At 60.7% G+C, this 24,807-nt stretch carries 29 protein-coding genes; 16 read left to right on the forward strand and 13 right to left on the reverse strand.

Going from position 1 to position 24,807, the window contains the following annotated elements:
• Positions 1-2: 2 nt before the first annotated feature.
• From lptA to I6G90_RS14195, 4 genes are read right to left on the reverse strand one after another with little or no spacing between them, the layout of a single operon-like run.
• On the reverse strand, positions 3-530 hold the full coding sequence (gene lptA, locus I6G90_RS14180) for a lipopolysaccharide transport periplasmic protein LptA (protein ID WP_197931203.1): 528 nt from the start codon (positions 528-530) through the stop codon (positions 3-5).
• On the reverse strand, positions 517-1,077 hold the full coding sequence (lptC, locus tag I6G90_RS14185; RefSeq protein ID WP_042655661.1) for an LPS export ABC transporter periplasmic protein LptC: 561 nt from the start codon (positions 1,075-1,077) through the stop codon (positions 517-519). The genes lptA and lptC overlap by 14 nt, the downstream gene beginning before the upstream one ends.
• Positions 1,074-1,628, reverse strand: coding sequence for a 3-deoxy-manno-octulosonate-8-phosphatase KdsC (gene kdsC, locus I6G90_RS14190; protein ID WP_197928018.1), 555 nt, complete (start codon positions 1,626-1,628; stop codon positions 1,074-1,076). The genes lptC and kdsC overlap by 4 nt, the downstream gene beginning before the upstream one ends.
• Positions 1,628-2,623 (reverse strand): KpsF/GutQ family sugar-phosphate isomerase, encoded by a 996-nt coding sequence (locus I6G90_RS14195; protein ID WP_042655659.1) that lies wholly within the window; start codon positions 2,621-2,623, stop codon positions 1,628-1,630. Before I6G90_RS14195 ends, kdsC begins: the two co-directional genes overlap by 1 nt.
• A 207-nt stretch (positions 2,624-2,830) precedes the next feature.
• Here I6G90_RS14195 and mlaF point away from each other — a divergent pair, with 207 nt between their 5' ends.
• The 7 genes from mlaF to murA are packed head-to-tail and all read left to right on the forward strand — an operon-like array spanning position 2,831 to position 7,351.
• On the forward strand, positions 2,831-3,631 hold the full coding sequence (gene mlaF / locus I6G90_RS14200; protein WP_058053466.1) for a phospholipid ABC transporter ATP-binding protein MlaF: 801 nt from the start codon (positions 2,831-2,833) through the stop codon (positions 3,629-3,631).
• The gene (gene mlaE / locus I6G90_RS14205; protein WP_111806417.1) at positions 3,631-4,410 is read left to right on the forward strand and encodes a lipid asymmetry maintenance ABC transporter permease subunit MlaE; all 780 of its coding nucleotides are present in this window, start codon (positions 3,631-3,633) and stop codon (positions 4,408-4,410) included. The genes mlaF and mlaE overlap by 1 nt, the downstream gene beginning before the upstream one ends.
• A 7-nt stretch (positions 4,411-4,417) precedes the next feature.
• A complete protein-coding gene (mlaD, locus tag I6G90_RS14210) occupies positions 4,418-4,915 on the forward strand; it encodes an outer membrane lipid asymmetry maintenance protein MlaD (RefSeq protein ID WP_058053468.1) in 498 nt (165 codons plus the stop codon).
• A gap of 2 nt (positions 4,916-4,917) precedes the next feature.
• Positions 4,918-5,550 carry an MlaC/ttg2D family ABC transporter substrate-binding protein gene (locus I6G90_RS14215; RefSeq protein WP_197928020.1) on the forward strand — a complete coding sequence of 211 codons (633 nt, stop codon included), beginning with the start codon at positions 4,918-4,920 and terminating at the stop codon, positions 5,548-5,550.
• A complete protein-coding gene (locus I6G90_RS14220) occupies positions 5,547-5,819 on the forward strand; it encodes an STAS domain-containing protein (protein WP_182933065.1) in 273 nt (90 codons plus the stop codon). Before I6G90_RS14215 ends, I6G90_RS14220 begins: the two co-directional genes overlap by 4 nt.
• Positions 5,819-6,076 (forward strand): BolA family iron metabolism protein IbaG, encoded by a 258-nt coding sequence (gene ibaG / locus I6G90_RS14225; protein ID WP_005306001.1) that lies wholly within the window; start codon positions 5,819-5,821, stop codon positions 6,074-6,076. The genes I6G90_RS14220 and ibaG overlap by 1 nt, the downstream gene beginning before the upstream one ends.
• A gap of 18 nt (positions 6,077-6,094) precedes the next feature.
• A complete protein-coding gene (murA, locus tag I6G90_RS14230; protein WP_042655653.1) occupies positions 6,095-7,351 on the forward strand; it encodes a UDP-N-acetylglucosamine 1-carboxyvinyltransferase in 1,257 nt (418 codons plus the stop codon).
• An 87-nt stretch (positions 7,352-7,438) separates the two neighbouring features.
• On the opposite strand, the gene pmbA is transcribed toward murA, so the two are convergent.
• The gene (gene pmbA / locus I6G90_RS14235; RefSeq protein WP_197928022.1) at positions 7,439-8,782 is read right to left on the reverse strand and encodes a metalloprotease PmbA; all 1,344 of its coding nucleotides are present in this window, start codon (positions 8,780-8,782) and stop codon (positions 7,439-7,441) included.
• A 114-nt stretch (positions 8,783-8,896) separates the two neighbouring features.
• On the opposite strand from pmbA, the gene yjgA reads away from it, so the two are divergent.
• Positions 8,897-9,421: a ribosome biogenesis factor YjgA gene (yjgA, locus tag I6G90_RS14240; protein WP_287867916.1), complete on the forward strand. Its 525-nt coding sequence runs from the start codon at positions 8,897-8,899 to the stop codon at positions 9,419-9,421.
• A 396-nt stretch (positions 9,422-9,817) separates the two neighbouring features.
• On the forward strand, positions 9,818-10,603 hold the full coding sequence (locus I6G90_RS14245) for a gamma-glutamyl-gamma-aminobutyrate hydrolase family protein (protein ID WP_197928026.1): 786 nt from the start codon (positions 9,818-9,820) through the stop codon (positions 10,601-10,603).
• 11 nt (positions 10,604-10,614) lie between these two features.
• Here I6G90_RS14245 and I6G90_RS14250 read toward each other — a convergent pair whose 3' ends face one another.
• Positions 10,615-10,998, reverse strand: a complete 384-nt coding sequence (locus tag I6G90_RS14250) for a hypothetical protein (protein ID WP_197931204.1) — start codon at positions 10,996-10,998, stop codon at positions 10,615-10,617.
• Between the two features lie 144 nt (positions 10,999-11,142).
• On the opposite strand from I6G90_RS14250, the gene I6G90_RS14255 reads away from it, so the two are divergent.
• Together I6G90_RS14255 and I6G90_RS14260 are read left to right on the forward strand one after the other, a co-directional pair.
• Entirely contained in the window at positions 11,143-12,669 is a 1,527-nt protein-coding gene (locus tag I6G90_RS14255; protein WP_182933067.1) for a mechanosensitive ion channel family protein, read from the forward strand.
• Between the two features lie 45 nt (positions 12,670-12,714).
• Positions 12,715-13,113 carry an STY0301 family protein gene (locus tag I6G90_RS14260; RefSeq protein ID WP_197928028.1) on the forward strand — a complete coding sequence of 133 codons (399 nt, stop codon included), beginning with the start codon at positions 12,715-12,717 and terminating at the stop codon, positions 13,111-13,113.
• Between the two features lie 75 nt (positions 13,114-13,188).
• On the opposite strand, the gene I6G90_RS14265 is transcribed toward I6G90_RS14260, so the two are convergent.
• From I6G90_RS14265 to lptM, 6 genes are all read right to left on the reverse strand, one after another.
• Positions 13,189-13,899 carry an HAD-IA family hydrolase gene (locus tag I6G90_RS14265; RefSeq protein WP_197928030.1) on the reverse strand — a complete coding sequence of 237 codons (711 nt, stop codon included), beginning with the start codon at positions 13,897-13,899 and terminating at the stop codon, positions 13,189-13,191.
• Positions 13,900-13,932: 33 nt separating this feature from the next.
• Positions 13,933-14,910 (reverse strand): tyrosine recombinase XerC, encoded by a 978-nt coding sequence (gene xerC, locus I6G90_RS14270; protein ID WP_197928032.1) that lies wholly within the window; start codon positions 14,908-14,910, stop codon positions 13,933-13,935.
• A complete protein-coding gene (locus tag I6G90_RS14275; protein WP_058053479.1) occupies positions 14,903-15,583 on the reverse strand; it encodes a DUF484 family protein in 681 nt (226 codons plus the stop codon). The genes xerC and I6G90_RS14275 overlap by 8 nt, the downstream gene beginning before the upstream one ends.
• Positions 15,584-15,674: 91 nt before the next feature.
• Positions 15,675-16,505, reverse strand: coding sequence for a diaminopimelate epimerase (dapF, locus tag I6G90_RS14280; RefSeq protein WP_042061560.1), 831 nt, complete (start codon positions 16,503-16,505; stop codon positions 15,675-15,677).
• A 185-nt stretch (positions 16,506-16,690) separates the two neighbouring features.
• Complete coding sequence (gene lysA, locus I6G90_RS14285) at positions 16,691-17,941, reverse strand: diaminopimelate decarboxylase (RefSeq protein WP_197928034.1); 1,251 nt, start codon at positions 17,939-17,941, stop codon at positions 16,691-16,693.
• Between the two features lie 32 nt (positions 17,942-17,973).
• A complete protein-coding gene (gene lptM, locus I6G90_RS14290; RefSeq protein WP_074045189.1) occupies positions 17,974-18,150 on the reverse strand; it encodes an LPS translocon maturation chaperone LptM in 177 nt (58 codons plus the stop codon).
• Positions 18,151-18,223: 73 nt separating this feature from the next.
• Between lptM and cyaY the strand changes: the two genes are divergently transcribed.
• Both cyaY and I6G90_RS14300 read left to right on the forward strand, forming a co-directional pair.
• Positions 18,224-18,538 carry an iron donor protein CyaY gene (gene cyaY / locus I6G90_RS14295; RefSeq protein ID WP_042655643.1) on the forward strand — a complete coding sequence of 105 codons (315 nt, stop codon included), beginning with the start codon at positions 18,224-18,226 and terminating at the stop codon, positions 18,536-18,538.
• Positions 18,535-19,188, forward strand: coding sequence for an alpha/beta hydrolase (locus I6G90_RS14300; protein ID WP_197928036.1), 654 nt, complete (start codon positions 18,535-18,537; stop codon positions 19,186-19,188). The genes cyaY and I6G90_RS14300 overlap by 4 nt, the downstream gene beginning before the upstream one ends.
• A 66-nt stretch (positions 19,189-19,254) precedes the next feature.
• Here the strand turns inward: I6G90_RS14300 and I6G90_RS14305 are convergent, their stop codons facing one another.
• On the reverse strand, positions 19,255-21,774 hold the full coding sequence (locus I6G90_RS14305) for a class I adenylate cyclase (RefSeq protein WP_182969928.1): 2,520 nt from the start codon (positions 21,772-21,774) through the stop codon (positions 19,255-19,257).
• A 323-nt stretch (positions 21,775-22,097) separates the two neighbouring features.
• Here I6G90_RS14305 and hemC point away from each other — a divergent pair, with 323 nt between their 5' ends.
• From hemC to I6G90_RS14320, 3 genes are read left to right on the forward strand one after another with little or no spacing between them, the layout of a single operon-like run.
• Complete coding sequence (gene hemC, locus I6G90_RS14310) at positions 22,098-23,027, forward strand: hydroxymethylbilane synthase (protein WP_139740585.1); 930 nt, start codon at positions 22,098-22,100, stop codon at positions 23,025-23,027.
• Positions 23,024-23,758 (forward strand): uroporphyrinogen-III synthase, encoded by a 735-nt coding sequence (locus tag I6G90_RS14315; RefSeq protein ID WP_197928038.1) that lies wholly within the window; start codon positions 23,024-23,026, stop codon positions 23,756-23,758. Before hemC ends, I6G90_RS14315 begins: the two co-directional genes overlap by 4 nt.
• Positions 23,755-24,804: a uroporphyrinogen-III C-methyltransferase gene (locus I6G90_RS14320; protein WP_076495577.1), complete on the forward strand. Its 1,050-nt coding sequence runs from the start codon at positions 23,755-23,757 to the stop codon at positions 24,802-24,804. Before I6G90_RS14315 ends, I6G90_RS14320 begins: the two co-directional genes overlap by 4 nt.
• Positions 24,805-24,807 lie beyond the last annotated feature (3 nt).

Below are 24,807 nucleotides of genomic sequence, written 5' to 3' on the forward strand. Positions count from 1 at the left end.
GTTTATTTTCCCTGCTTCTGCTGATCGGCGGGCTTGTCGAAATTCTCTACCTGATCCGGCAGGAACACGGTCTTGACCCGCTGGTTCGGGCTCTTGCTCTCGGCAATCATCTTCTGTTTGACGATGTCGTAGCGGATCAGATCGCCATTGACCTGGCTATCCTCCTGCTTGAGCTGACCGTTACCGGTGATGGTCACCAGCCGGTTTTTCAGCTCGTAGCGGATGGTGTTGCCATGGGCGTTGACCGGCTTGCCGTTATCCAGGATCTGGAAGAAGGTGGCCGGTTTGCCGTAGGCGGTCATTACCTCGGCCCCTTTCTCGCCGGAACGGGTCACCACCACCTTGTCAGCCTTGATCTTGATGGTGCCCTGATTGATGGTCACATCCTCTTCGAAGGTGATGCGGTTGTCCTGCATCTCAGCCACCTGCTTGACGGCATCGACGTAGACCTTCTCGGCAAAGTCGGACTCTTTGGCGGTCACCGCACTACACAACAACAGGGCTGCGAGGGCCAGATTAGCGTTTTTCATTGAAATAGATTGCATGACCTTGATCCAGTAACTCAAAATATTTGCGGTCCAGATGGCCCTTGAGGCCAACCCCTTGGGTCTGGAAATCCCGACCCAGAATGTTCACTTCCCGGTTGCTGCGCACATCCTGTGTCACCAGATCCAGCTCCAGATAGGGCGTATCGAGCGTGGAGATGAAGGAGGTGGGCAACAGACCATCCAGATGCACCTTGTCCCGCAGGATGACGTTGTCGCCGGTGTTGAGCACGCCAGTTTCGGCGGTGACCTTCCACTCGGCGGCACCTTGCTCGTCATACATGTAGACCACCGGCTTGTCGAAGGTGGCCTGCTCGAGGATCTGATAATACTCGGCGTAGGTCGACTCCAGCCGTTCGGTGCGCTTGCCATTGATATCAAAACGGGTGGTCACCAGATCTTTGGCGACAAAATCCGGCTGATAGTTTTCGATTTTGACGGCGCTCTCCGGCACCAGCTCCACCTTGCCCAACTGCCAGGCGACCAGCGCCACCAGCAGCAACAAGGCGAACAACAGGGTCTGTCTGCTCATACCGAGGCCTCGGGCTGATAGTCGCCGTGGCCTTGCGCCTGCAGAATGAGGTCGCACACCTCGCGCACCGCCCCCATGCCGCCGCCGAGACGGGTGACCAGATCGGCACGGCTCAGCACCAGCGGATGGGCATCGGCCACCGCGATACCCAGGCCACAGGCGGTCATCACCGGCAGATCGATGGCGTCATCGCCCATGTAGGCGGCCTGTTCCGGCGTCAGTCCCAGCTTGGCCAGCAACGCCTCGAAGTGAGGCAGCTTTTTATCGGCCCCCTGCACCACGTGAGCCACCCCCAGGCTTTTCATCCGATCGCTGACGATACGGGAGTTGCGCCCGGTGATGATGGCGATCTCGATCCCGGCATTGAGCAGCGCTCGCATGCCCGCACCATCGCGGGTACAGAAGGTTTTCAGCTCTTCGCCGTTGTTTCCCATGTAGATGAGGCCGTTGGAGAGCACCCCGTCCACATCGCACACCAGCAGGCGGATTTGCGCCGCCTTGTCGTACTGGCTGCGCGTCACCGGACCATAGAGGGTCGGTACGTTTTGCATCAAATGACTCCGGCTTTCAGCAGGTCGTGCATGTTGAAGGCACCGAGCGGGCGCTTCTCTTCATCCACAACCAGTAATCCGTTGATTTTTCTCGTTTCCATCAGCTTGACGGCTTCTGCAGCCATCATCTCTGGGCCTACGGTAACACAGTTGGCGGTCATCACACGGCTGATGGGGGTATGATGGATATCGATCTGCTGGTCGAGAATGCGGCGCAGATCACCATCGGTAAACAGCCCGGCCAGCAGGCCGTTGCCATCGACCACAGCGGTCATGCCGAGCCCCTTGCGACTCACTTCCAGCAACGCCTGACTGATGGTGGCATCGATCCCTACCCGGGGCAACAGCTCGCCGCGATGCATCAGATCGCCAACCCGCAGCAGCAGACGCTTGCCAAGGGAACCGCCCGGATGGGAAAGAGCGAAGTCATCGGCGGTAAAACCGCGCGCTTCCAGCAGGGCGACGGCCAGGGCATCGCCCATCACCAGGGTTGCCGTAGTGCTGGAGGTGGGCGCTAGCCCCAACGGGCAGGCCTCTTTCTCCACCTTGATGCACAGGTGCACGTTGGCCTCTTTGGCCATGGTGGAGGCCGGATTGCCGGTCATGCAGATGAGCGGAATGCCGCGGCGCTTGAGCACCGGCAGCAGGGCCAGGATTTCGTCGCTCTCGCCGGAGTTGGAGATGGCGATGATAAGGTCGCCGCTGGAGATCATCCCCAGATCGCCATGACTCGCCTCCCCCGGGTGAAGGAAGAAGGCTGGCGTGCCGGTGCTGGCGAGGGTGGCGGCGATCTTGCTGCCGATATGACCCGACTTGCCCATTCCGGTGACCACTATCTTGCCACCGCAGCGCAGTACCATCTCGCACGCCTTGTCGAAGGCGTCGTTCAGATACTGATAGAGTCCATCAATGGCTTGCTTTTCTGTGTCCAGCACCGCGCGGGCACTGCGACGAAAATCGAACAGTTCAGACACTTTCTCAGGCTTTACAGACATAAAGACACAGCTCCGGGCCGAAATTAGCTGCGGGATTATAAAAAAGTCTGCCCGGATAAGCGAATCGGATGGTAAGCCCCGCTCCCGATAACGCTCTTTGTTGCAGAAAACTGTCGTGCAAATGGGCTGGCGACCTGTTCAATAGTTGTTCCTTGCTGTTGCTTAGACCTAGACTACCCCATAAAATTCGCACCTCATTTACACCGGATGGACAATTGTTTGAACAATGACCTGATCACCATCTCCGATCTGACCTTCAGTCACGGAGATCGGCTGTTGTATGACGGGATCAACCTGACCATTCCTCGTGGCAAGGTGACCGCCGTCATGGGCCCGAGCGGCATAGGTAAAACCACCCTGCTGCGGCTGATCGGTGGCCAGCTCAAACCGGAGTCCGGTCACATTCTGTTTGACGGGGAAGATATCCCCACCCTCTCCCGCAGTCGTCTCTACGAGGTGCGCAAGCGGATGAGCATGCTGTTCCAGAGCGGCGCCCTCTTTACCGGCATGACGGTCTACGACAACGTCGCCTTCCCGCTGCGGGAGCACTCCGGCCTGCCGGAGGAGCTGATCCACACCATCGTCATGATGAAGTTGCAGGCGGTGGGCTTGCGCGGGGCGGCGAAACTGATGCCTTCCGAGCTCTCCGGCGGCATGGCGCGCCGGGCAGCGTTGGCGCGGGCGATTGCGCTCGATCCCGACCTCATCATGTATGACGAGCCGTTTGTCGGGCAGGACCCCATTACCATGGCGGTGCTGGTCAAGCTGATTAAAGAGCTGAACGATGCCCTCGGCATCACCTCCGTCATCGTCACCCACGATGTGAACGAGGTGCTGACCATCGCCGATTACGCCTACATCATCGCCAATCGCAAGGTGGTGGCGCACGGCACACCGGAACAGCTGCGCGAGGAGCACAATCCCGAAGTCGAGCAGTTCCTCAAAGGATTGCCCGACGGTCCTGTTCCGTTTCATTTTCCGGCAGGCGACCTGCTACAGGATCTGTGATGTTGATAAGTCAAATAAGCAAGCTGGGGCGAGTCGGCGTGCGCGTCATCAGCTCCGTTGGCCGCGCCACCATCATGTTGTTTCATGCGCTGGCGGGCAAACCCGAGCCGCGCAAGCACTTCCCGCTGCTGGTCCAGCAGCTCTATGTGGTGGGCGTGCAGTCGGTGGCCATCATCCTGGTCTCCGGCCTGTTCATCGGCATGGTGCTCTCGCTGCAGGGTTACAACGTATTGAAAGACTTCGGCGCCGAGCAGAGCCTGGGGCCGCTGGTCTCCCTCTCCCTGTTGCGGGAGTTGGGCCCGGTGGTAACCGGCCTGCTATTTGCCGGCCGCGCCGGGTCGGCCCTGACCGCCGAGATCGGCCTGATGAAGGCCACCGAGCAGCTTTCCAGCCTCGAGATGATGGCGGTCGACCCGCTGCGCCGGGTGGTGGCACCCCGCTTCTGGGCCGGTGTCATCAGCATGCCGCTGCTGGCCTTTATGTTCAGCCTGATCGGTATCTTCGGTGGCAAACTGGTTGGCGTGGATTGGCTGGGGGTCGACGAAGGGGGCTTCTGGTCTGCCATGCAGTCCTCCGTCGACTGGGGGGAAGACATCATGCAGGGCGCCATCAAGAGCCTGATCTTCGCTCTGGTGGTCACCTGGATTGCGCTCTTTAACGGCTATGATGCCAAGCCGACCTCGGCCGGGATCAGTCAGGCCACGACCCGTACCGTGGTCCACTCATCCCTCGCCGTGCTCGGCCTGGATTTTATACTCACCGCAGTCATGTTTGGATAAGGTAAAGATGAAGTTCAGCAAAGTAGAATTCCTGGTCGGCACCTTCATGCTGGCTGGCATAGCAGCCATTCTGGCACTGGCCCTGCAAGTGGCCGGTTTGAGCTTCAAACCGGAAGGAGAAACCTATACCCTGCGCGCGCATTTCGATAATATCGGCGGCCTGAAAGTCCGGTCGCCGGTCAAGGTCGGCGGCGTGGTGGTGGGTCGGGTCAGCGATATAGCACTGGATCCGAAAACCCAGGTGCCCGAAGTGACCCTGATGATGCAAAAGAGTGCCGGTGAGTTTTCCGAAACCAGCTCGCTCTCCATCCTCACTTCGGGTCTGCTCGGCGAGCAGTACATCGGCCTGATGCCCGGCTTCAGCGATGAGGAGATGGGCACCGCCATGCTCAAAGACGGTGACCTGATTGAAGACACCAAATCCGCCATCGTGCTGGAAGATTTGATTGGCAAGTTCCTCTACAGCCAATCCTCCGACAGCAAATCAGACAGCAAGAAGGAGTAATCATGTTCAAGAAAATCGCCCTGCTGCTGGGCCTGATGACCAGCATGCTCTTTTCCCTGTCTACCCAGGCCGCAGTCGATGCCACCGACCCCAACGCGCTGGTGGATCAGGCTGCCAAGCAGACCTTTGCCCGCCTGAAAGCCGATCAGGCCCAGGTGAAGAGCAATCCTGATCACCTGCGGGTGATCATCCGCGAAGAGCTGCTGCCCTATGTGGACAACCGCTTCGCCGCCTACAAGGTGCTTGGCAACCAGATTAAAGAGACCACCGAAGCGCAGCGCAATGCCTTCGTCGAGGTGTTCACCGAGTACATGGTGAGCTCCTACGCCGACGCGCTGGCCCATTTTGACAAGCAGACCGTCAAGGTCGAACCGGGCAAAGCCCCCAGCGGCAACATCACCGCCGTCAACGTCAGCGTGAAAGAGGCCGGCAAGCCGGACATCTTCCTCGAGTTCAAGCTGCGCAAGAACAACAAGACCGGCGAGTGGAAAGCCTTCGACATGGTGGCAGAGGGGATCAGCCTGCTCTCCGCCAAACAGAGCGAGCTCGGCGGTTTGATCCGCCAGAACGGCATCGATGCGGTGATCGCCCAGTTGCGCGAACACAACGCCAAGCCACTGGTGCTCAAGTCATGACCCTCTGCGGTGATCTGCAGGCGCCACAGGTCAATGACCTGTGGCAACGCCGTGCCGACTGGTGGCAGGATGACCGGCTCGATCTCGGCGGCGTCACCACCCTCGACTCCGCCGGACTGGCACTGCTGGTCAAATGGGCCAAAGCCGCATTAGCGCGAGGCGCCACACCGCTACTGGTGGGCGCCTCCAGTGATTTCTATACCCTGGCCAACCTCTACGGGGTGGCCGGGCTGTTTCAGTCAACCCCGCTCACAACCGAGGACGCATAATGCAAGTCTCTGAAATTGAAGCGATACTCCTTGAGGCTCTGCCATTGTCCGAAGTCCATGTCAAAGGGGACGGTAGTCACTACCAAGTGATCGCCGTCGGTGACATGTTTGACGGCATGAGCCGGGTCAAGAAGCAGCAGGCCATCTATGCCCCGCTGATGGACAAGATCGCCAGCAACGCCATTCACGCCCTCTCAATCAAGGCGTTCACCGACGCCGAGTGGAAACGCGAACGTAAATTCCTACTGCCCTCCTGATTTGGTAACGAAGTAAAAATGGACAAATTCAAAATCGATGGTCGTTGCACTCTCAACGGCGAAGTGACCATCTCCGGCGCCAAAAACGCCGCCCTGCCGATCCTGTTCGCAACCCTGCTCTGTGATGAAGAGGTACACCTCTCCAACGTGCCGCGCCTGAAAGATGTGGGCACCACCATCAAGCTGCTGGAGATGCTGGGCGCGACCACCAAGGTCAACGGCAACGTTACCGTGCTGACCGGTGCGGTGAACAACCACGTCGCCCCCTACGAGCTGGTGAAAACCATGCGCGCCTCCATCCTGGCGCTGGGCCCGCTGGCCGCACGTTTCGGTGCTGCCGACGTCTCCCTGCCCGGCGGTTGCGCCATCGGTGCCCGTCCGGTCAACCTGCACGTCCACGGCCTGGAGCTGATGGGTGCCAAGATCACCATCGAAGATGGTTACATCAAGGCCCGTGTCGATGGCCGCCTGAAAGGCGCCCACATCCTGATGGACATGGTTTCCGTCACCGGTACCGAAAACCTGATGATGGCTGCGACCCTGGCTGATGGCCGTACCGTTATCGAAAACGCCGCGCGCGAGCCGGAAGTGGTCGATCTGGCCAACTTCCTAAATACCCTGGGTGCCAAGATCCAGGGCGCGGGCACCGACACCCTGACCATCGACGGTGTTGAGCGTCTGCACGGTGGCAACTACAGCGTGCAGCCTGACCGCATCGAAACCGGTACCTTCCTGGTGGGCGCCGCGGTCACCGGTGGCAAGATCACCTGCCGCAAGACCGACCCGACCCTGCTGGAAGCGGTACTGGTCAAGCTGGAAGAGGCTGGCGCCCTGATTGAGAAGGGTGAAGACTGGATCACCCTCGACATGACTGGCCGCACCCTCAAGCCGGTCACCATCAAGACCGCACCCTACCCGGCCTTCCCGACCGACATGCAGGCACAGTTCACCGTGCTGAACGCCGTCGCCAAAGGCACCGGCATGGTCACCGAGACCATCTTCGAGAACCGCTTCATGCACGTTCCCGAGCTGGTACGGATGGGTGCAGACATCGAACTGCAGGGCAATGTGGCTATCTGCCGTGACACCGAGCAACTCAAGGGTGCCCAAGTGATGGCGACCGACCTGCGCGCCTCTGCCAGTCTGGTGCTGGCCGGCTTCGTGGCCGAAGGCTCCACCATCGTCGACCGTATCTATCACATCGACCGTGGCTACGAAGACATCGAGCACAAACTGCAAGGCCTCGGCGGCCGCATCGAGCGCATCAAGGGCTGATAACCCCCTGATCGCAGGCCGATAAAAAGGCCCCCTCGCGTTGGCGAGGGGGCCTTTTTCATGGTTTCGGTTCTGTTGAAACCGGGATCAGTGACCCGCCAGCTTCATATTTTCCACCAGCACCGAGCCGGTCTTGAGGCTGGAGCGCTCATCTTCGTCACTGCCCACCGCCACGATGTGGCTGAACATCTCGGCCAGATTGCCAGCGATGGTGATCTCCTCGACCGGATAGGCGATCTCGCCATTCTCGACCCAGAAACCGGCAGCGCCGCGGGAGTAATCGCCATTGACGATATTGACCCCCTGCCCCATCAGCTCGGTCACCAGCAGGCCGGTGCCCATCTCTTTCAGCATGCCCTGAAAGTCCTGGCCGGAGTTGGAAACCTGCCAGTTGTGAATGCCACCGGCATGACCGGTAGTGGTCAAGCCTAGCTTGCGGGCGGAGTAGGAGGTGAGCAGCCAGCTCATCAGCTCGCCGTTACGGATGATATCCATATCGCGGGTACGCACCCCTTCGCCATCGAACGGGGTACTGGCGAACCCGCCCAGCAGATGGGGGAACTCCTGAATGGTGAGCCACTCGGGCAAGATCTGCTTGCCCAGCTTGTCGAGCAGGAAGCTCGACTTGCGATAGAGGTTGCCGCCGCTGATGGCCATCACCAGATGGCCCCACAGGCCGGAGGCGGTATCGGGGTGGAACAGCACCGGCGCATGGCGGGTGGAGATCTTGCGGGCGCCGAGGCGGGAGACGGTACGCTCAACGGCTTCGTCGGCGATGCGCTGCGGACTCCAGAGCCCGTCGAGGGTACGGCTGGAGGAGTAGCCGTAATCCCGCTGCATGTCGCCATCATGCTCGCCGATCAGCACGCAGCTCAGGGAGTTGCGCGAGGCCGCGTAGCCTTTGACAAAGCCATGGCTGTTACCATAGACCTTGATGCCGAGATGGCTGGAGAAACCGGCTCCGTCGGAGTGCTTGATGCGGGCATCGCGGCCGAGCGCCAAGCGTTCGCACTCGATGGCCAGCTCGATGCCGCGCTGGGGATCCAGTTCGATTTGGTGACACAGTTGCAGGTCGGGGGCATCCCAGGCCAACAGCTCGGCATCAGCCAGACCGGCGCAATCATCAGCCGAGGTGTGGCGGGCAATCTCGATGGCCGCTTCAACGGCGGCACGAATGGCAGGTTTGCTCAGATCGGTGGTCGAGGAGGATCCCTTGCAACCATCGCGATAGACGGCGATGCCGAGGGCACCATCCTTATTGAATTCAATGCTTTCCAGTTCACAACCCCGGGTATTCACCGACAACCCGGTCTGCTTGCTGATGGAGACTTCGGCCAGCGAGGCGCCCAGTCCCTTGGCTATCTCCAGGGCTTCGGCAACCACGGCCTCGAGATGGGCTTGATCCTGGCGGATTTGGTCTTGCTGATCCATAACTCACATCTATATGAAAGAAGGAAAGGGGGGTAAGCATATCAGACCCCTGCGCCCAGCGGGAGAAGCTGGTAACATATCCACCAAACGTGAATGACAGGAATCAAGAGACCGATGAGTCAATATCAAGACGACAACGAGTTCGAAGACTGGGGCCCGAGCAAGAGCCAGCTAAAACGCGACGCCGACGCCCTGCAAAAAATGGGCGATGAGCTGGTCAGCCTTAGCCACAGCGAACTGGAAAAAGTGCCGATGGACGAAGAGCTGGCTGATGCGATCGAGCTGGGGCGCAAGCTCAAGCCGAAGAAAGACGAATCCTATCGTCGCCATCTGCAGTTCATCGGCCGTCTGATGCGCAGCCGCGACCCGGAGCCGATCATCGAAGCCCTGTCGATCTTCAAGAATCGTCACTCCACCGTGAATGCCCGCCTGCATCGACTGGAACAGTGGCGTGAGCGCCTGATCACCGAAGGTGACAGCGCCCTCAACGAGCTGATGTCCCAGTTCCACGATCTGGATCGCCAGAAGCTGCGCCAGCTGATCCGTTCCGCCAACAAGGAGCGGGAGCTGAACAAGCCACCGGTCGCCTATCGCGAGATGTACCAGTATCTGCGCGGCGAGATCGAAGATCTGCTGTGATCCCCGAAACACGCCTCCCCTTGCGGAGGCGTGTTTCTATTGATGTCTTTGCCCCTCCCCATTCCCCGCCATCCCTGCGCGTTTAATATATCCACCATTAAGGCGACACGGCCACGACACCCCATCTGAACAGCCCAGTTAAATCGCCACTTCAGAGCAGGCCAAAACAAACTCGTTAACAATTTGGCATCATTTTGTTTGACATATTGAACGGCCTTGGCAGACTGGAGAGAGGATCCAGGCTGTTGCTGCCCAGGCTGACCGACGATTCTGCCACCCTGCCCGACGCCGGATCCCATGACCATGCCTTGAGGCATGCCCTTGCCCGGTCGGTTTGCAAGGGCCTACCCAAGGCGCAGGATGAGACTTCAACGCCAAGGATAATCAAGGTGCCCTATGCCAAATCCCCTGCCTCCCGCTACCCGTAAAAAACCGGTCGTGCTGATGACAATGGGCGCCCAGCCCCGTAACGGCCACGCCTATCAGGTGATGACCCACAAATACATCATGCCGCTGGTCGACATCAGCGACTGCGTCCCGCTGCTGGTGCCCACCTGTTGCGGCACCGCCGATCTGGAGCAGTATCTGGATCTGGCCGATGGGGTCTATCTGAGCGGCGCCGGTTCCAACATCGACCCGGCCCTCTACGGCCAGGAGAACCTCACGCCAGAGAAACAGCAGGACAGGGATCGCGACCTGTTCGATCTGCCGCTGATCAAAGGAGCGCTGGCCCGTGGTTTGCCGATCCTCGGGATCTGCCGCGGCATGCAGGAGATCAACGTGGCACTGGGGGGAGATATTCATCAGAAGGTCTACAACGAGCCGGGCTATGACGATCATCGGGAGGATGCCGACGATCCGGTCGATGATCAGTATGGGCCGAGCCATCAGATTGAACTGCTGCCGGGCAGCTGGTTTGCCGAGTTGATGGGGGAAGCGCGGATTCCGGTCAACTCCCTGCATGGACAGGGCATCAACCGGTTGGGGAGCGGGCTGGAGCCACTGGCCCACGCAGAAGATGGGCTGATCGAGGCACTTCATGCCCCCACCCTGTCACCCTTCTTGCTGGCAGTACAGTGGCATCCGGAGTGGAAGGCCAATGAAAACCCTCACTCCATCAAGATCTTCCAGGCCTTTGGCGATGCCTGCCGTCAGCACAGTGCATTGATGGCAGGCCGCTAAGCCCCATAGATTCAGTCGCCAAACCCCCGCGCCTTGAGTTTGGGCAGTCCGCCTCGCTCGGGGCGCAGGGTACGGCAGATATCCATCCCCTTGAGCCCACGCTGGATATGGTCAGGGGATTGGCCAAACACCATGCCGTTGCTGCGGTAGAGGTTGTTGTCATCCAGCTCGAACTTCTCGCCCCCGATAAGCAACTGCTCCCGACCATTGATCGTGTCACCGTGCTTGATGGGCACCTTCATATCGGTCAACACCTCGCCGGTGGCACACCCCTCGCGCCAGCGCGCCTCACTGGCGAAAGGGGTAATAGCTATTTCGCGCCAGGAACCATCCCCGAACTCGACCCGGTACTTGTCCGTCAGCAGATCGCAGCCAACCAGTGGCAACAGGGCCATCAAACAGATGATTTTCTTTGAAAATTCCACGTAATCGCACTCCTTTGCCTTGTCCTGCACAGGATAAATAAATTGCCGCCCCAACGCACCATTTCCCCGCACCGCAGCAGCTATGCTGGAGGTAAACCACAATAAGGTGCTGCTATGGCTGGCGATAACTTCACTGCGCTACCGACGCTGATCTGGATTGGCGAACACCCGTTCTGGACCCTGCTCACCCTCTCCCTGATGCTGACCCACTTCTGGCGCCGCCCGGGACAGCGACGGGAGCTGCTCTCCGAGCTCGGCTTCGTGATGATAAGCGCGGTGGTCATCCTGCTGATCCAGCTGGAGGGGGGCTGGTTCAAACTGCCGCTGCCCCATCAACTGCTGGTCGAGATCTCCACCCTGCTGGCCGGCCTGATACTGGTCAAGGTGTGGGGGATCCTGCTGTTCGAGTTTCTGCTCCCTCTCTGCCATGTGCGGATCCCGCGGATCATCGCCGATATCGTCATCACCATCGGATATATCGGCTGGGGTCTGTTTCGCCTCTACGCCTCCGGCATGGCGCTCGGGGAGATAGTCACCACCTCGGCGGTGATCACTGCGGTCATCGCCTTCGCCATGCAGGATACCCTCGGCAACCTGCTGGCCGGGGTCTCCATTCAGCTCGACAACTCCATCGCCATCGGTGACTGGCTGCAAGTGGATACCACCCAGGGCCGGGTGGTGGAGATCAACTGGCGCGCCACCACCATCGAGACCCGCAACTGGGAGACTGTCGTCATCCCCAACAGCCACCTGCTCAAGCAGCGCTTCACCGTGCTCGGCCGCCGTCGGGGCGAGCCGCTGCAGTGGCGACGCTGGGTCTGGTTCGATCTGACGCTGGATACCCTGCCGACCCAGATCATCGCGCTGATTGAGAAATCCCTGCGGGAGACCAAGCTCCCCTGCGTCGCCAAGTATCCGCAACCGGACTGCCTGCTGATGAACGTCGAAGGGGGGATTGCCCGCTACGCGGTGCGCTACTGGCTGACCGATCTGGCTCGCGATGATCCGACCGACTCCATGGTGCGCAGCCTGATCGATGCCGCCCTGCGCCGCAACGATCGCCGCCTCACCCCGCCGATCTTCAACGTATTCATGAGCAAGGAGAAACAACATCAGGATGCGCGCCACAAGCGCCACACCGCCGAGCGTACCGACACCCTGCGCAAACTGCCGTTGTTTGCCATGTTGCAGGAGGACGAGCTGCTCCAGCTGGCCGATCAGGTGAAGTTCGCCCCCTTCGTCAGCGGCGACATCATGCTGGAGCAGGGGGATGTCTCCAGCTGGTTGTTCGTGCTGGTCAAAGGGGAAGCCGAGATGGTGGTCAACGTCGAGGGACGGGAGCTTAAACTGGGCACCCTCAACGCGGGGGACTTCTTTGGCGAACTGAGCCTGCTCACCGGCGAGCCCAGCTCCTTCACGGTACGGGCGGTGGCCACCGTCGAAACCTATCGCATCAATCAGGCGATGTTTCAGGAGCTGGTGATGCAGCGGGAATCGCTGGTCGAGCCCCTCTACCGGGTGCTGAGCGACCGCCAGCAGGAGCAGCGGGCGCTGCTGGAGCGGGAGGCGGAAGCCATGAAACAGCCACCACAACAGCTTGATCTGCTTGATAAACTGATGAAGCTGTTCGGAGGAAGATGACGTAACATGGCGCGATATTGAGGACGTGAAGAGAGAGCCGCAGCCATGTTACTGACCACCCTGGCCCTTGCCGCCAGCCTGCAATTTGATTGCCCTGCCACCATCGAAACTCGCCAGCAGTTGCTGACCCCGCAGCAGGGCTGGCAGGCGTTCACCCGAGATGACGATGGCAAACCGGACGAAACCCTCAGCCACCGGCTCGATAATCTGGCCCTGTTTGACGGAGATCCTGCCGAGCTGGCCCAGCTCAAACCGGATAACGGCGACAACGACGAGATCCACTACTGGAGCCAGCTCGATAGCAGCCTGAGCCCCCTCTATCTGGTCTGCCGCTATCAGAACAGCGCCATCACCCTGCAGCAGACGTTGCCCGCCGGCATCAGTTACTGCCGCATCAACCAGCGCGATCGCTACACCCTGCTCGGGCTGGTTTGCCGCAAATAGCGGTCTTGAACGGTTCCCCATGACGACTATGCACCGCTAGCCATTGCCGCCTGAGCATGGCCACCGCCAACCTCGTCAGAGCAGCAGCTCGGTCAGCTCCTCCAGCGCCGTCAGCTCCACGTCCGGCAACAGTTGCAGCTGTTGCCACGGTTGCTGCCGCTCGTTGAGCCAGGCGGCGCGAAAGCCGTGCAAACGGGCTCCCAGCACATCGGTCTCGGGATGATCCCCGACATGGAGGATCCGCTCCGCTGGTAACTTGAGAGCGCTGCGGGTCTGCTCAAACATATCCGGCGCCGGTTTCATTCTGGCGCCCGCCCCCGCCTTGCAGACCAGCGTGAAGTAGCGATCCAGCCGTGCCTGCGCCAGATCCAGATTGCCGTTGGTGATGACCACCAGCGGATAGCGTTCGGCCAGCCTGGCCAGCAGCTGATGAGTGGACTCGCTCACCTCGATCTTCGAGCGCTCCGCCAGAAACGCAGCAAACACCAGCTCCGCCTCGCGGCTGGCCTGCTGGTCGGCCATCCCCCCCTCGACCATGGCGGCGCGGATGGTCTGCTGGCGCGCCAGACTGACATCGTGGCGCAGCTCGGGGTTGGCCAGCAACACCGCGCGTTTTAGCTCCAGCCAGCGCGGCTTGTCGAGCATGGCGGTGGCCAGATATTCGCTACGCAGATGGCTCAGCATCCACTGCTCGGCGCGCACGATGGCGGGGCCGTTGTCATAGAGGGTGTCATCGAGGTCAAACGAGATGGCAGCAACCGGCTGCCAGCGGCGATAGAAGTGCATGGACTCTCCTCTGCAACGGGGGCTCTGTGCCCGTTATTCATCGTCCTGCGCATCCGGATCACGCTTGGCCCTTGGGTGGGCGCTGTCGTAAACCTTGGCCAGATGCTGGAAGTCGAGGTGGGTATAGATCTGGGTGGTGGAGAGATCGGCGTGTCCCAGCAGCTCCTGCACCGCCCGCAGATCGCCGGAGGACTCCAGCATATGGGTGGCGAAGCTGTGGCGCAGCTTGTGGGGATGGACGTGGGCGTTGAGCGCCTGCTTGTTGCCCCAGCCATCGAGGCGGGCCTGCACCGAGCGGGCCGACAGCCGCTGCTTGCGACTGGAGACAAACAGCGCCTCGCTCTCGTCCCCGGCCAGCAGCGGGCGCACCTTGAGCCATTTCTGCAGCCACTCGACCGCCATCCGGCCGATGGGCAGCACCCGCTCCCGCGAGCCCTTGCCGGTCACCTTGAGCTGACGGTCGTCGAGCTTCAGATCCACCAGATTGATCCCCACCAACTCGGCGAGACGCAGCCCTGAGGAGTACATCAGCTCCATGATTGCGCGATCCCGCACCGCCAGCGGATCCTGCTCGTCGGTGATGTTGAGCAGCTGGTACATCTCGTCCACATCGAGGTTTTTCGGCAGCGGTCGCCCCTGCTTGGGGGTGACGATGCCGCGGGCCGGATTGGCGGTCAGCCGCCCCTGCCGCACCTGCCAGTCGCAAAAGCTGCGCAGGGCAGAGACCTTGGTGGCCAGCGATCGGGGTGCCAGCCCTCCCTTGTGCATCCGGGTCACCAGAGTGCGCACCTGGCTCGCCTCGAGCCGGCCCCAGTCAGCCAGACCCAGCGTCACCAGCTCAGCGGTCATCGCCTCCAGATGGGCTTGATAGTTATTGCGGGTGTGAGGGCTGAGCTGACGCTCGACCCTCAAGTATTCGATAAAGGCCGCCAGCTCTTCCGCCAATGCTGCGGGCAGTGGCGGCGCGACGACGGAAGCCTTGGCGGGCGCCCTGGCCGGTGTTCTAGCCATGAGTCAGCTCGGGCAGACGCAGTTGCAACAAGCGCCCCAGTTGGCCCAGCAGCAAGGTGTCGTTGTGGGGAGTGAAGTGGCTGGGATCCGAGCTGGCGAAAGCCAGCACACCGAGATCGCCGAGCCGCATCAGGGCGACCGAGTTGACCAGCACATCGTGGCCAAACAGCGCCTGTTTCTCGCTCTGGCTCAGGCGGCCAAAGTAGTAATCCTGCCCCGGCAGACGCTGACCCAGCAGGGATTCGAGCTGCTTGCCCTGCGCCAGAAAGCGCTGCTCGGGCCCGCTCAGGGCAAACTTCTTGGGATTGAGCCAGAGCCGCAGCCCGGTCAGGCGCAACCGCTGGACAAAGGCCTTGCCCATCACGGCACTCACCTCGAACAGGGTCTGGCAACCGTACAGCTCGCCGTAGAGATCGGCATAGACCCGGAAGATCCGCTCGTTCTCGCTGGCGATCCCCATCAATTCGGTGATCTCCTGCTCCAGCTGTTCGATCCGCTCGCGCTGGCGCTCCAGCTGGCGCTCGACCAACGAGACCGACCCTTTGCGTTCATGGGGAATGCGGATCCTGTCCAGCACGGCGGCATGGCGTTGGAAAAACTCGGGATAACGGGCCAGGTACTCCAGCACAGTGGCTTCATCCACCGATTGCTCCTGCCGTTTGAGTTCGCTCATAAATTGCTTGATCCATCAGAGAAATGGGGCTCGCTGCCCCGACATCATGGGTAAAGGGGGCCAGCGCCCCCCGTACCTGAACCTTTATCGGCTAAACCTCTATCTGGCCGTCAAACACATGCTCGGCGGGACCTGTCATATAGACCGGCTGACCCGGCCCCTTCCAGGCGATGGTCAGCTTGCCGCCCGGCAGACTGACGGTGACCCGCTCCTTGAGCTTGCCCTGACTGATGCCAATCACCGCCGCCGCACAGGCACCGGTACCGCAGGCCAGAGTCTCCCCCACCCCGCGTTCGAATACCCGCAAGCGGATCTCGGTGGCGTTGACCATCTCCATGAAGCCGACGTTGACCCGCTCGGGAAAACGCTCATGGCGCTCCATGATGGCGCCCAGCGTCTCGACCGGCGCATCGGCGACCGACGGCACCTCGATGACACAGTGGGGATTGCCCATGGAGACCACGCCACACATCACGGTATGCTCCTGCGCCCGCAGCAGATAGGTTTTCTCTGCCTTCTGGGCCCGGAACGGGATCTTGCCCGGCTCGAACTGGGGCACCCCCATGTTTACCGTGACCTGATTCTCCCCCTCCAGCTGCAACACGATGCGACCGCGGGCGGTGCTGACCGCGATGCGATCCCGGTTGATCAGCCCCTTGAGGCGCACGAAACGGGCAAAACAGCGGGCGCCGTTGCCGCACTGCTCCACCTCGCTGCCATCTGCATTGAAAATGCGATAGTGAAAGTCGAGTTCAGGGTCATAGGGCGGCTCCACCAGCAGCAGCTGGTCAAAGCCGATCCCGAAGTGGCGATCAGCCATCTTCTTGATGACGTCATTGCTGAAAAATACCTTCTGGGTGACGCCATCCACCACCATGAAGTCGTTGCCCAAGCCATGCATCTTGGAAAAATCTATCAACATCGTGCATTCCTGTGCTGTTAGGGCTGTAAAAATTCACCGACCCAAGGGTCGTCAAGCGCCATGAAGTCGTTGTCCAAAGCCCCATGCATCCTGGAACAATCTATCAACATCGTGCATTCCTGTGCTGTCAGGGCTGTAAAAACTCACCGTCAACCGTTATGAAATCATTGTCCCAGCCTGCGCCATCAGGGCAGCAGGTGCTCACCGCGCCAGAGATCGGCCAGCTGCTCCCGCTCGCGGATCAGGTGCGCCTCGGTGCCATCCACCAGCACTTCGGCAGCGCGGGGACGGGTATTGTAGTTGGATGACATGGTAAAGCCGTAGGCTCCGGCCGAACGCACCGCCAGCAGGGAACCCTCAGCGATGGCCAGAGTGCGATCCTTGCCGAGGAAGTCACCGGTCTCGCACACCGGCCCCACCACGTCATAAAGCGCCGGAGCGTGACCGGCGCGGCTATCCACCTCGATGATGTTCATCCAGGCGCCGTAGAGCGAGGGACGCAGCATGTCGTTCATGCCGGCATCGATCAGCGCGAAGTTGCGGGTCTCGCCCGGCTTCAAATACTCAACCCGGGTCAGCAGCACGCCGGCATTGGCGACGATGGCGCGGCCCGGCTCGAACAGCAGGGTCAGATCCCGACCCGCCAGTTTCTGCTTCAGCGCTTCGGCATATTCGGTCGGATGGGGTGGCTGCTCGGAACCGTAGTTAACCCCGAGACCGCCGCCCACATCCAGATGATGGATATGAATCCCTTCTGCAGCCAGACCGTCGATCAGCCGCAGCAACTTGTCAGCCGCTTCCATAAAGGGATTCAATTCGGTGAGTTGCGAGCCGATATGGCAATCCACCCCGACGATCTCGATGTTCGCCATCGCGGCCGCCTTGCGGTAGATGTCAGGCGCCAGCTCGATGGGAATGCCGAACTTGTTCTGCTTGAGGCCAGTGGAGATATAGGGGTGAGTACCGGCATCAATATCCGGATTGACCCGCACCGAGACGCGAGCCTTCTTGTCCATGCTGCCCGCCACCCGATTGAGGCGCTCCAGCTCGGCTTCCGACTCCAGATTGAAACAGAGGATCTCTTTTTCCAGCGCCAGACGCATCTCGGCTTCGCTCTTGGCCACGCCGGAGAAGACCACTTTGCCCGGATCACCGCCCGCCGCCAATACCCGCGACAGCTCGCCACCGGAGACAATGTCAAACCCCGAGCCCAGACGGGCCAGCAGGTTGAGCAGCGCCAGGTTGGAGTTGGCCTTCACCGCATAGCAGATCAGATGGGGAATATCGCCAGCGGCCTGGTCGAAGGCGTGCCAGTGGCGCTCGAGGGTCGCACGGGAGTAGGCGTAAAGCGGGGTACCGTACTGCTCGGCAAGCTGTTGCAGCGAGGTTTGCTCGGCCTGAAGCTGGCCGTCGGCGTCGTAGTTAAAGTGATCCAAGGGGGCGGTTCCTTCCTAGAATGGGTGCGGCATTAGTGCGGCGCGGCCTCGGTGGCAGCCTCGGAGGTCGCAGGCGGTGCTGCTTGCGGTGTACTCTGGCTCTGTGGCTGCTCGGGGGGCGGCATATAGAGCGGCCCCTTCAGACCGCACGCGGCCAACCCGAGGGACAGAAGAGTGGCAAGCAGACACTTGGTGAACTGGGTGATCATAATGGTTCGCTGCGAAAAAATTTTTGGCCCTCTATAATCGCACTCACATTGTTAAAAGCAACAGGATAAACCGATGAAGGATCACGAGTATCACGCCCTGACCGACGCCTTTTTCCAATATGTGGAAGACACCCTCGACGAGGGGTATCCGGATATCGACTGCGAACGCAACGGCGGCGTATTGACCCTCTCTTTCGAGAACAAGACCAAGGTCATCATCAACAAGCAGGAGCCACTGCACCAGATTTGGGTCGCCACCCGCGAGAACGGCTTCCACTTCGACCTGCAGGGTGACACCTGGATCGACAACCGCTTCGGACACGAGCTCAAGGCGCTGTTGAGCAAGTCCTGCACCGCCCAGGCTGGCGAAACCGTGGTGTTCCCATGATCGACCTGCACCCGCAGGGCGCCCGTCACGCGGTGATCTGGCTGCACGGGCTGGGTGATTCCGGCGCCGGTCTCGCCCCGCTGGTGGACGCGCTGGACCTGCCCGCCGATCTGCCGGTGCGTCACCTGCTGCCGGATGCCCCCGAGCGATCCATCACCATCAACATGGGCTACAAGATGCGCGGCTGGTACGACATCAAGAGCTTCGAGGATCCCGCCGAGCGGGCCGTGGAGTCTCATGTCCGTGACTCGGCCGACCAGATTGCCACCCTGCTCGATCAGCTGGTGGCCGACGGGTTTGCCCCCGAGCGCATCGTGCTGGCGGGCTTCTCTCAGGGCGGGGTGATTGCCTCCTTCACCGCGCTGCGCTATCAGGCAACGCTGGCAGGCCTGCTCTGCATGTCCACCTATCTGGCCGCCCCCGATAAATTGCTCGGCGAGATGAGCGAGGCCGCTCGCACCCTGCCCATCTGCTACATGCACGGCATCTATGACGATGTGGTGAGCCTGTCGCTCGGTTGGGATGCCAAGAACCGGCTGGAAAGTGCCGGACTCGCCCCCGAGTGGCACGAGTACCCGATGCGCCACGAGATCTGCCGTCCGCAGCTCGGCGATATTCGCAGCTGGCTGCTGGCTCGCCTCGGCGCCTGAGCTACCCCGCAAAAGCAAACGGCCTGCATCTGCAGGCCGTTTTTTATAGCGATTCCAACGGACGGGTCAGCCCACTTCCCGGGTGGGCGGCACCTGCTCGCGCAGAGTGCCCTGACTGCGATAGGGGATCACATCCAGCTCGCCGTTCACTTGCACTATCTCGTAGTACTGGGGCAGGTTGAAGTTGATGAACTGGCCATCATCGCTGAACCGCTCGTGATTGGAGGTGTAGAAGCGGTTGACCCCCGCCACCAGCTCATCCTTGTTGCCGGCGAAGTGCTGGTAGATCTCCACCCGGTTCGCCTCATCGAGGATGTAGATGTTGGTACCCGCATCCCGGGTATCGAAGAAGAACTGCACCAAGCCTTCGCTGGCGTAAGCATCGACGATGCTCGGCAGATGCTGGCTGTGGGTCTTGTCGAGCCGCAGCGGCAGGTGATCCAGCTTGTTGTGGGAGATGTGGCGGTAAAAGTCGATGGCGTTTTCCAGCTTCTTCACCGATACCCCGCGTCGCTCGAAGAAGATGCCGTACTTCTCGCGGCCAAGGGCCATGGTCTTGACCAGCTGCTGCTTGTCGCGGGCAAGGCGCAGGTCGATACACTCTGCCACCAGGGTCTGGAAGCGGGAGCGCACCAGAGAGCGGAAGTGCTGGCTGTAGCAGAACACCTCGATCATCTCGGGGGCGGCCGCATCCTGATGCATCTTGCCAAGGATAGTGGTGAGGGCATCGACCACCGCCTCGTCCCCCTGGAAGTGCAGGGTGCGGATCTCGCTCCAGGAGTTGCGATAGACCAGATCCACCGAGCCCACCAGACACTCCTGATTGCGGCCGAACGAGAAGACATCCACGGTGTTGGCATCAAATTCGATCACCTGACCGACCCAGTGACTGGTCGGGTCCATCTCCAGATTGAGGAAGATGGAGAGCTGACGGATCTCGCACGGCCGACTGAGCGCCAGGTTGGTGGCGAGCGGGTACTTCTCGGGGAAGCAGCCGGAGAGATCGCGACAGAACTGGTGCAGATTATCGATGTGCAGATCCGAGCCCTGATTGAACAGGTGCACCCGCGACTGGGGCGTCAGCAGATCGTTGAAATAGGCCCAGGAGACCAGCTTGCTGATGTAACCGTTGAACTCGAGCGGCGCGCGGCCAATGATATCCACCGGCTCCAGCGAATGTTTGTAGAGATACCAGCCAGCGCGGTTGAGGCGACCGTGGGGCACCTGCACGAAGCTGAGATCCGGCTCGCTCAGATCCGGCGCAATCTTGAGGTTGATGCGCTGCACCTTGCCCGGCAGACTCTCGAATGCGGCGTAGAGCTTGCGCGACAAAATGCCGATATCTTCCGGGTTGATCGACTCGCTGATGTTGTTGCGGCGGGCGAACTGGATCAGGTTGCGGTAGCTCTGCATCAGGGCTTCCAGCAGCTCGGCGTGGGCGATCTTCACCTCTTCGATCTTCCACTCGTGGCGGTGATCGAGTTGATAGAGTTTGTCCTGACTCCAGCCCCAGTAGGAGACCAGCTGGCTCATCTGCTCGCGGCGCCACTCGGGGGAGTGATCATCCTTGGGATGGCTGAGACCGTCGCACACCTTGAGGTAGAAGCAGCGACGCACCAGATCGAGCCGCGCCATGTCGCCGATGGACTTGAGGTAGTTGGTCACCTTGTCCAGCATCAGACAGTAGTTGTCGAGCCGGTAGTGCATCCCCTCGTTGTGCTGGAACCAGTCGCGGCCAGTCATCGACAGCAGACGGGTGTTGGGGTACTCGTGGGAGTAGGCTTCCATCAGCACCGACTTGAGCACCGCCTTGTAGGGGGAGTCGATCCCCTTGTAAAGCTGCCACAGAGCAGAACCGAAATACTCTTCGGCCGGAATACGGTCAAAACTGCCCAGATCGAGCCAGTCGTCCTGCTTGAGCTTGCCGCTCTCGAACAGCTCGTTCACATACTCATCGTAGTGCTCGTCACACTCGATGGGCACCAGATACCAGATCAAGCGCTTGCCCGCGATATGCATGGCACTGCGGTAGAACTCGTCGAGCAGCAGCAGGTGCTGGGCACTGCCGCAGCTCTCCCCCTGCATCTGGGCATCATTGGTCTGGCGGAACTTGTCTTCCGGGATCAGGAAGAAGTTGAGATCGACCCCGCGCTGTTCGGCCCACTTGGAGAGTTGCTGGCACTTCAGCTCCAGCAGATCGAGCCGCTCCTGCGACAAACCGGCCACGTGGCAGACCCAGATATCGAGATCGGAGTGACAGCACTGGCCGATGGAGGAGGTGCTGCCCATGGAGTAGAGCCCCTGAATGGCCCGATCATGGGTGGCAAGACCGCTCTGACAATTGGCGTTGCGGCAAAGGTCATCGATAAAGGCTTGCTGCTCGGCGGTGGCGCTGAAGCTCCAGATGCCATGAGGAACATCACCGGAAACATAACCGGGCAGCAGGGGGTGATTGAAGTGCAGCATGACGGGCAGCAGTTGGAATACCTGCTGCCCATAGCGACTCATGAGGCCTAACGCCCGTTGCGTCTTGAGACGGGTAATGTCGTCATAACGCGCAACCAGCGTATCGATGTGTTCCTGCAATGCCCTGCCTATCACCTAAGTGAAAATGACGCACCAAAAGGGGGATACGTCAAAAAAGTGTGATCATGTTAACAATGCAAACAGCAGTGGTAAACAAGCCTTCCGCTAATCGTCAGATTATTTCTGGTATGACCACAAAAAGTATCAGGAGAAATCGTTAAATTCCAATACATTCAATGAATTAATCATCAGACATGACTTAATGAAAATCATTTTCAGCATGCATTTTTGAGCTTGGCCCCGCTTTTGCCGGCTCCGCCATGAAAGCCCGGGCAAAGGGTGGTAATATCGATTTCCTTCTAAAAATGAAACAACTGATTGATATGGCAGCCCGAACCCTGAAAATTGCCACTCGCAAGAGCCCGCTGGCCCTGTGGCAGGCCAACTTTGTCAAAGACCGGCTCGAAGCCCTGCACCCGCAGTTGCAGGTCGAACTGGTGCCCATGAGCACTCAGGGTGACAAGATCCTCGATACCCCGCTGGCCAAGGTCGGTGGCAAAGGGTTGTTCGTCAAGGAGCTGGAGACCGCCATGCTGGAAGGACGGGCCGATATCGCCGTTCACTCCATGAAAGATGTGCCGGTGGAGTTCCCCGAGGGGCTCGGTCTGCACACCATCTGCGAGCGGGAAGATCCCCGCGATGCCTTCGTTTCCAACCGTTTCAAGGCCATTGCCGAACTGCCGCAAGGGGCCGTGGTCGGCACCTCCAGCCTGCGCCGCCAGTGCCAGCTGCGCGCCGCGCGCCCGGATCTGGTGATCCGCGACCTGCGTGGCAACGTCAACACTCGCCTCGCCAAACTGGATGCCGGTGAGTACGACGCCATCATCCTAGCCGCCGCCGGTCTGAAACGACTGGAGATGGCGCACCGCATCACTGCCTTTATCGAGCCGGAGCAGAGCCTGCCCGCCAACGGTCAGGGGGCAGTCGGCATCGAATGCCGCCTCGACGATGTTGAACTGCACGCCCTGCTGGCGCCGCTGGAGCACGCCGAGACCCGCGCCCGGGTGCTGACCGAACGCGCCATGAATCGCGCCCTGCAAGGGGGATGTCAGGTTCCTATCGGTGCCTACGCACTGGTCGAAGGCGAGCAGATCTGGCTGCGTGGTCTGGTGGGTAGCCCGGATGGCAGCCAGGTGATCCGCGACGAGATCCGCGGTCCGCTGGCCGATGGCGAAGCGCTCGGCGAGCAACTGGCCCAGCGCCTGCTGGCCGCCGGTGCCGACGAAATCCTGGCCGAGGTCTACCGCGCATGACCCCGCTGGTGGTGCGTCCGGCCATTCAGGCCGCCGAGCTGGTGCAGTTGCTGCGCCAGCACGGCCATGCACCACTCTGCTGCCCGCTGCTGGAAACCGTGGCGGGCAGCGAACTCCCTCTCCTGCCCGACCTGCTGCGCAGTGCCGACGTGGTTATCGCCGTCAGCATCCATGCCGTTCATTTTGCACACGATTTTCTGTTGCAAACTGGTCAGACCTGGCCACATATTGAGTACTTTGCGGTGGGTCAGGCCAGCGCAGATGCCTTTGCCGCCATCGGCATCGCGGCGATCTGCCCGGATGACCCGCGCAGCGAAGGGCTGCTGGCCCTGCCCGCCCTGCAGCAGGTAGCAGGCAAACGGGTGCTGATCCTGCGTGGCAATGGCGGGCGGGATCTCATCGCCAGCACGCTGGCCTCACGCGGTGCTCTGGTGCACTATTGTGCAGCCTATGAGCGCCACTACCCCGAGCTGGACGGGGACACATTGACACACCACTGGCAGGCAGCGGGGCTGGACAGCCTGCTCATTACCAGTGGTGAACTGTTGCAACGGCTGCTGGAGCTGGTTCCCGACCACCAGCGGCCCTGGCTTTTTGACCGCCTGCTGGTGGTCCCCAGCCCGCGCGTGGCCGAGATGGCCAGTACAGCGGGCTTTATCCATATCACGATTGCCCAAGGTGCATCCAACCAGGCCCTGACGGCCGCACTGGAACTGAGGAAGATGGAATGACAGAACAACAAGAATCCCAGGTCAAACCCCAGCCGACCGCTGTGGTCAATGGCAGCAAGAGCCGCTCCGGTGCCGTACTGGGAGGGGTCGCCATCCTGCTGGCCCTTGGCCTGACCGGCGGTCTCTATCTGCACGGTCACAAGAACGCCGTTGCCCAGCAGGCCGAACTGGCCCAGCTCAAGCAGCAGCTGGCGAGCGCCCTGAGCAAGATCGACCAGACCAGCAGCAAGGATGCCGAGCAGCTGGCCGCGCTGGATCAAACCCAGCAGCGGCTGCAAGGGGAGATGCAGGGCCTGCAGAATCGGGTACTGGATCTCAACGACAAGCGCCCCAACGACTGGATGCTGGCCGAATCCGAATATCTGGTTCGAATGGCGGGCCGCAAGCTGTGGCTGGAACATGACCTCGTCTCCGCCATCACCCTGCTCGGCAACGCTGACGAGCGGATCGCCGCCCTCAACGATCCCAGCCTGATGCCGATCCGCAAGGCGCTGGCCGAGGATATCGCCAAGCTCAAGGGGATGCCGCGCATCGACCGCGAGGGGCTGACCCTCAAGCTGGCTGCACTGTCCGACCAGATCGAGCTGCTGCCCCTCTCCACCGTCAGCATGCCGGAAGCCAAGGCCGAGCCGGATCAGGCGGTCAGCACCAATCCCGACGAGTGGGAGAGCAACCTGAAGAAGAACTGGGTCAAGTTCACCGAGAACTTCGTCACCATCCGTCGCCGCGATGGCGCAGTCGAGGCGCTGCTTTCGCCGCAGCAGGAGATCTTCCTGCGTGAAAACCTCAAGACCAAGCTGTTGCAGGCCCAGCTCTCCGTCTATCGCGAGCAGCAGGCGCTCTACGAAGACAGCCTGGACAAGGCCCAGCGCTGGCTGACCCAGTATTTCGATACCGACAACAGCGCCACCCGCTACATGCAGGGCGAGATCGACAAGCTCAAGGGTGAGCAGATCCAGATCGACTATCCGGCCCAGTTCAAGACCCAGGCCATGCTGGAACAGGTGCTGACTGAACGCCTGCAACGCATTCTGGCCAGCAGCTGAGGA

The sequence above is a fragment of the Aeromonas allosaccharophila genome (genome assembly GCF_016026615.1).
Classification (GTDB): Bacteria; Pseudomonadota; Gammaproteobacteria; order Enterobacterales; family Aeromonadaceae; genus Aeromonas; species Aeromonas allosaccharophila.

Coding starts and splice junctions, on each gene's coding strand:
- I6G90_RS14215 (WP_197928020.1), top strand. CDS start 4,918: ATGTTCAAGAAAATCGCCCTGCTGCTGGGCCTGATGACCAGCATGCTC.
- I6G90_RS14255 (WP_182933067.1), top strand. CDS start 11,143: ATGGCTGGCGATAACTTCACTGCGCTACCGACGCTGATCTGGATTGGC.
- murA (WP_042655653.1), top strand. CDS start 6,095: ATGGACAAATTCAAAATCGATGGTCGTTGCACTCTCAACGGCGAAGTG.
- I6G90_RS14320 (WP_076495577.1), top strand. CDS start 23,755: ATGACAGAACAACAAGAATCCCAGGTCAAACCCCAGCCGACCGCTGTG.
- cyaY (WP_042655643.1), top strand. CDS start 18,224: ATGAAGGATCACGAGTATCACGCCCTGACCGACGCCTTTTTCCAATAT.
- lptC (WP_042655661.1), bottom strand. CDS start 1,077: ATGAGCAGACAGACCCTGTTGTTCGCCTTGTTGCTGCTGGTGGCGCTG.
- I6G90_RS14245 (WP_197928026.1), top strand. CDS start 9,818: ATGCCAAATCCCCTGCCTCCCGCTACCCGTAAAAAACCGGTCGTGCTG.
- I6G90_RS14265 (WP_197928030.1), bottom strand. CDS start 13,899: ATGCACTTCTATCGCCGCTGGCAGCCGGTTGCTGCCATCTCGTTTGAC.
- pmbA (WP_197928022.1), bottom strand. CDS start 8,782: ATGGATCAGCAAGACCAAATCCGCCAGGATCAAGCCCATCTCGAGGCC.
- yjgA (WP_287867916.1), top strand. CDS start 8,897: ATGAGTCAATATCAAGACGACAACGAGTTCGAAGACTGGGGCCCGAGC.
- I6G90_RS14300 (WP_197928036.1), top strand. CDS start 18,535: ATGATCGACCTGCACCCGCAGGGCGCCCGTCACGCGGTGATCTGGCTG.
- I6G90_RS14315 (WP_197928038.1), top strand. CDS start 23,024: ATGACCCCGCTGGTGGTGCGTCCGGCCATTCAGGCCGCCGAGCTGGTG.
- lptA (WP_197931203.1), bottom strand. CDS start 530: ATGAAAAACGCTAATCTGGCCCTCGCAGCCCTGTTGTTGTGTAGTGCG.
- xerC (WP_197928032.1), bottom strand. CDS start 14,910: ATGGCTAGAACACCGGCCAGGGCGCCCGCCAAGGCTTCCGTCGTCGCG.
- I6G90_RS14275 (WP_058053479.1), bottom strand. CDS start 15,583: ATGAGCGAACTCAAACGGCAGGAGCAATCGGTGGATGAAGCCACTGTG.
- dapF (WP_042061560.1), bottom strand. CDS start 16,505: ATGTTGATAGATTTTTCCAAGATGCATGGCTTGGGCAACGACTTCATG.
- mlaF (WP_058053466.1), top strand. CDS start 2,831: ATGGACAATTGTTTGAACAATGACCTGATCACCATCTCCGATCTGACC.
- mlaD (WP_058053468.1), top strand. CDS start 4,418: ATGAAGTTCAGCAAAGTAGAATTCCTGGTCGGCACCTTCATGCTGGCT.
- I6G90_RS14220 (WP_182933065.1), top strand. CDS start 5,547: ATGACCCTCTGCGGTGATCTGCAGGCGCCACAGGTCAATGACCTGTGG.
- hemC (WP_139740585.1), top strand. CDS start 22,098: ATGGCAGCCCGAACCCTGAAAATTGCCACTCGCAAGAGCCCGCTGGCC.
- I6G90_RS14195 (WP_042655659.1), bottom strand. CDS start 2,623: ATGTCTGTAAAGCCTGAGAAAGTGTCTGAACTGTTCGATTTTCGTCGC.
- lptM (WP_074045189.1), bottom strand. CDS start 18,150: ATGATCACCCAGTTCACCAAGTGTCTGCTTGCCACTCTTCTGTCCCTC.
- I6G90_RS14260 (WP_197928028.1), top strand. CDS start 12,715: ATGTTACTGACCACCCTGGCCCTTGCCGCCAGCCTGCAATTTGATTGC.
- kdsC (WP_197928018.1), bottom strand. CDS start 1,628: ATGCAAAACGTACCGACCCTCTATGGTCCGGTGACGCGCAGCCAGTAC.
- mlaE (WP_111806417.1), top strand. CDS start 3,631: ATGTTGATAAGTCAAATAAGCAAGCTGGGGCGAGTCGGCGTGCGCGTC.
- I6G90_RS14250 (WP_197931204.1), bottom strand. CDS start 10,998: ATGGCCCTGTTGCCACTGGTTGGCTGCGATCTGCTGACGGACAAGTAC.
- ibaG (WP_005306001.1), top strand. CDS start 5,819: ATGCAAGTCTCTGAAATTGAAGCGATACTCCTTGAGGCTCTGCCATTG.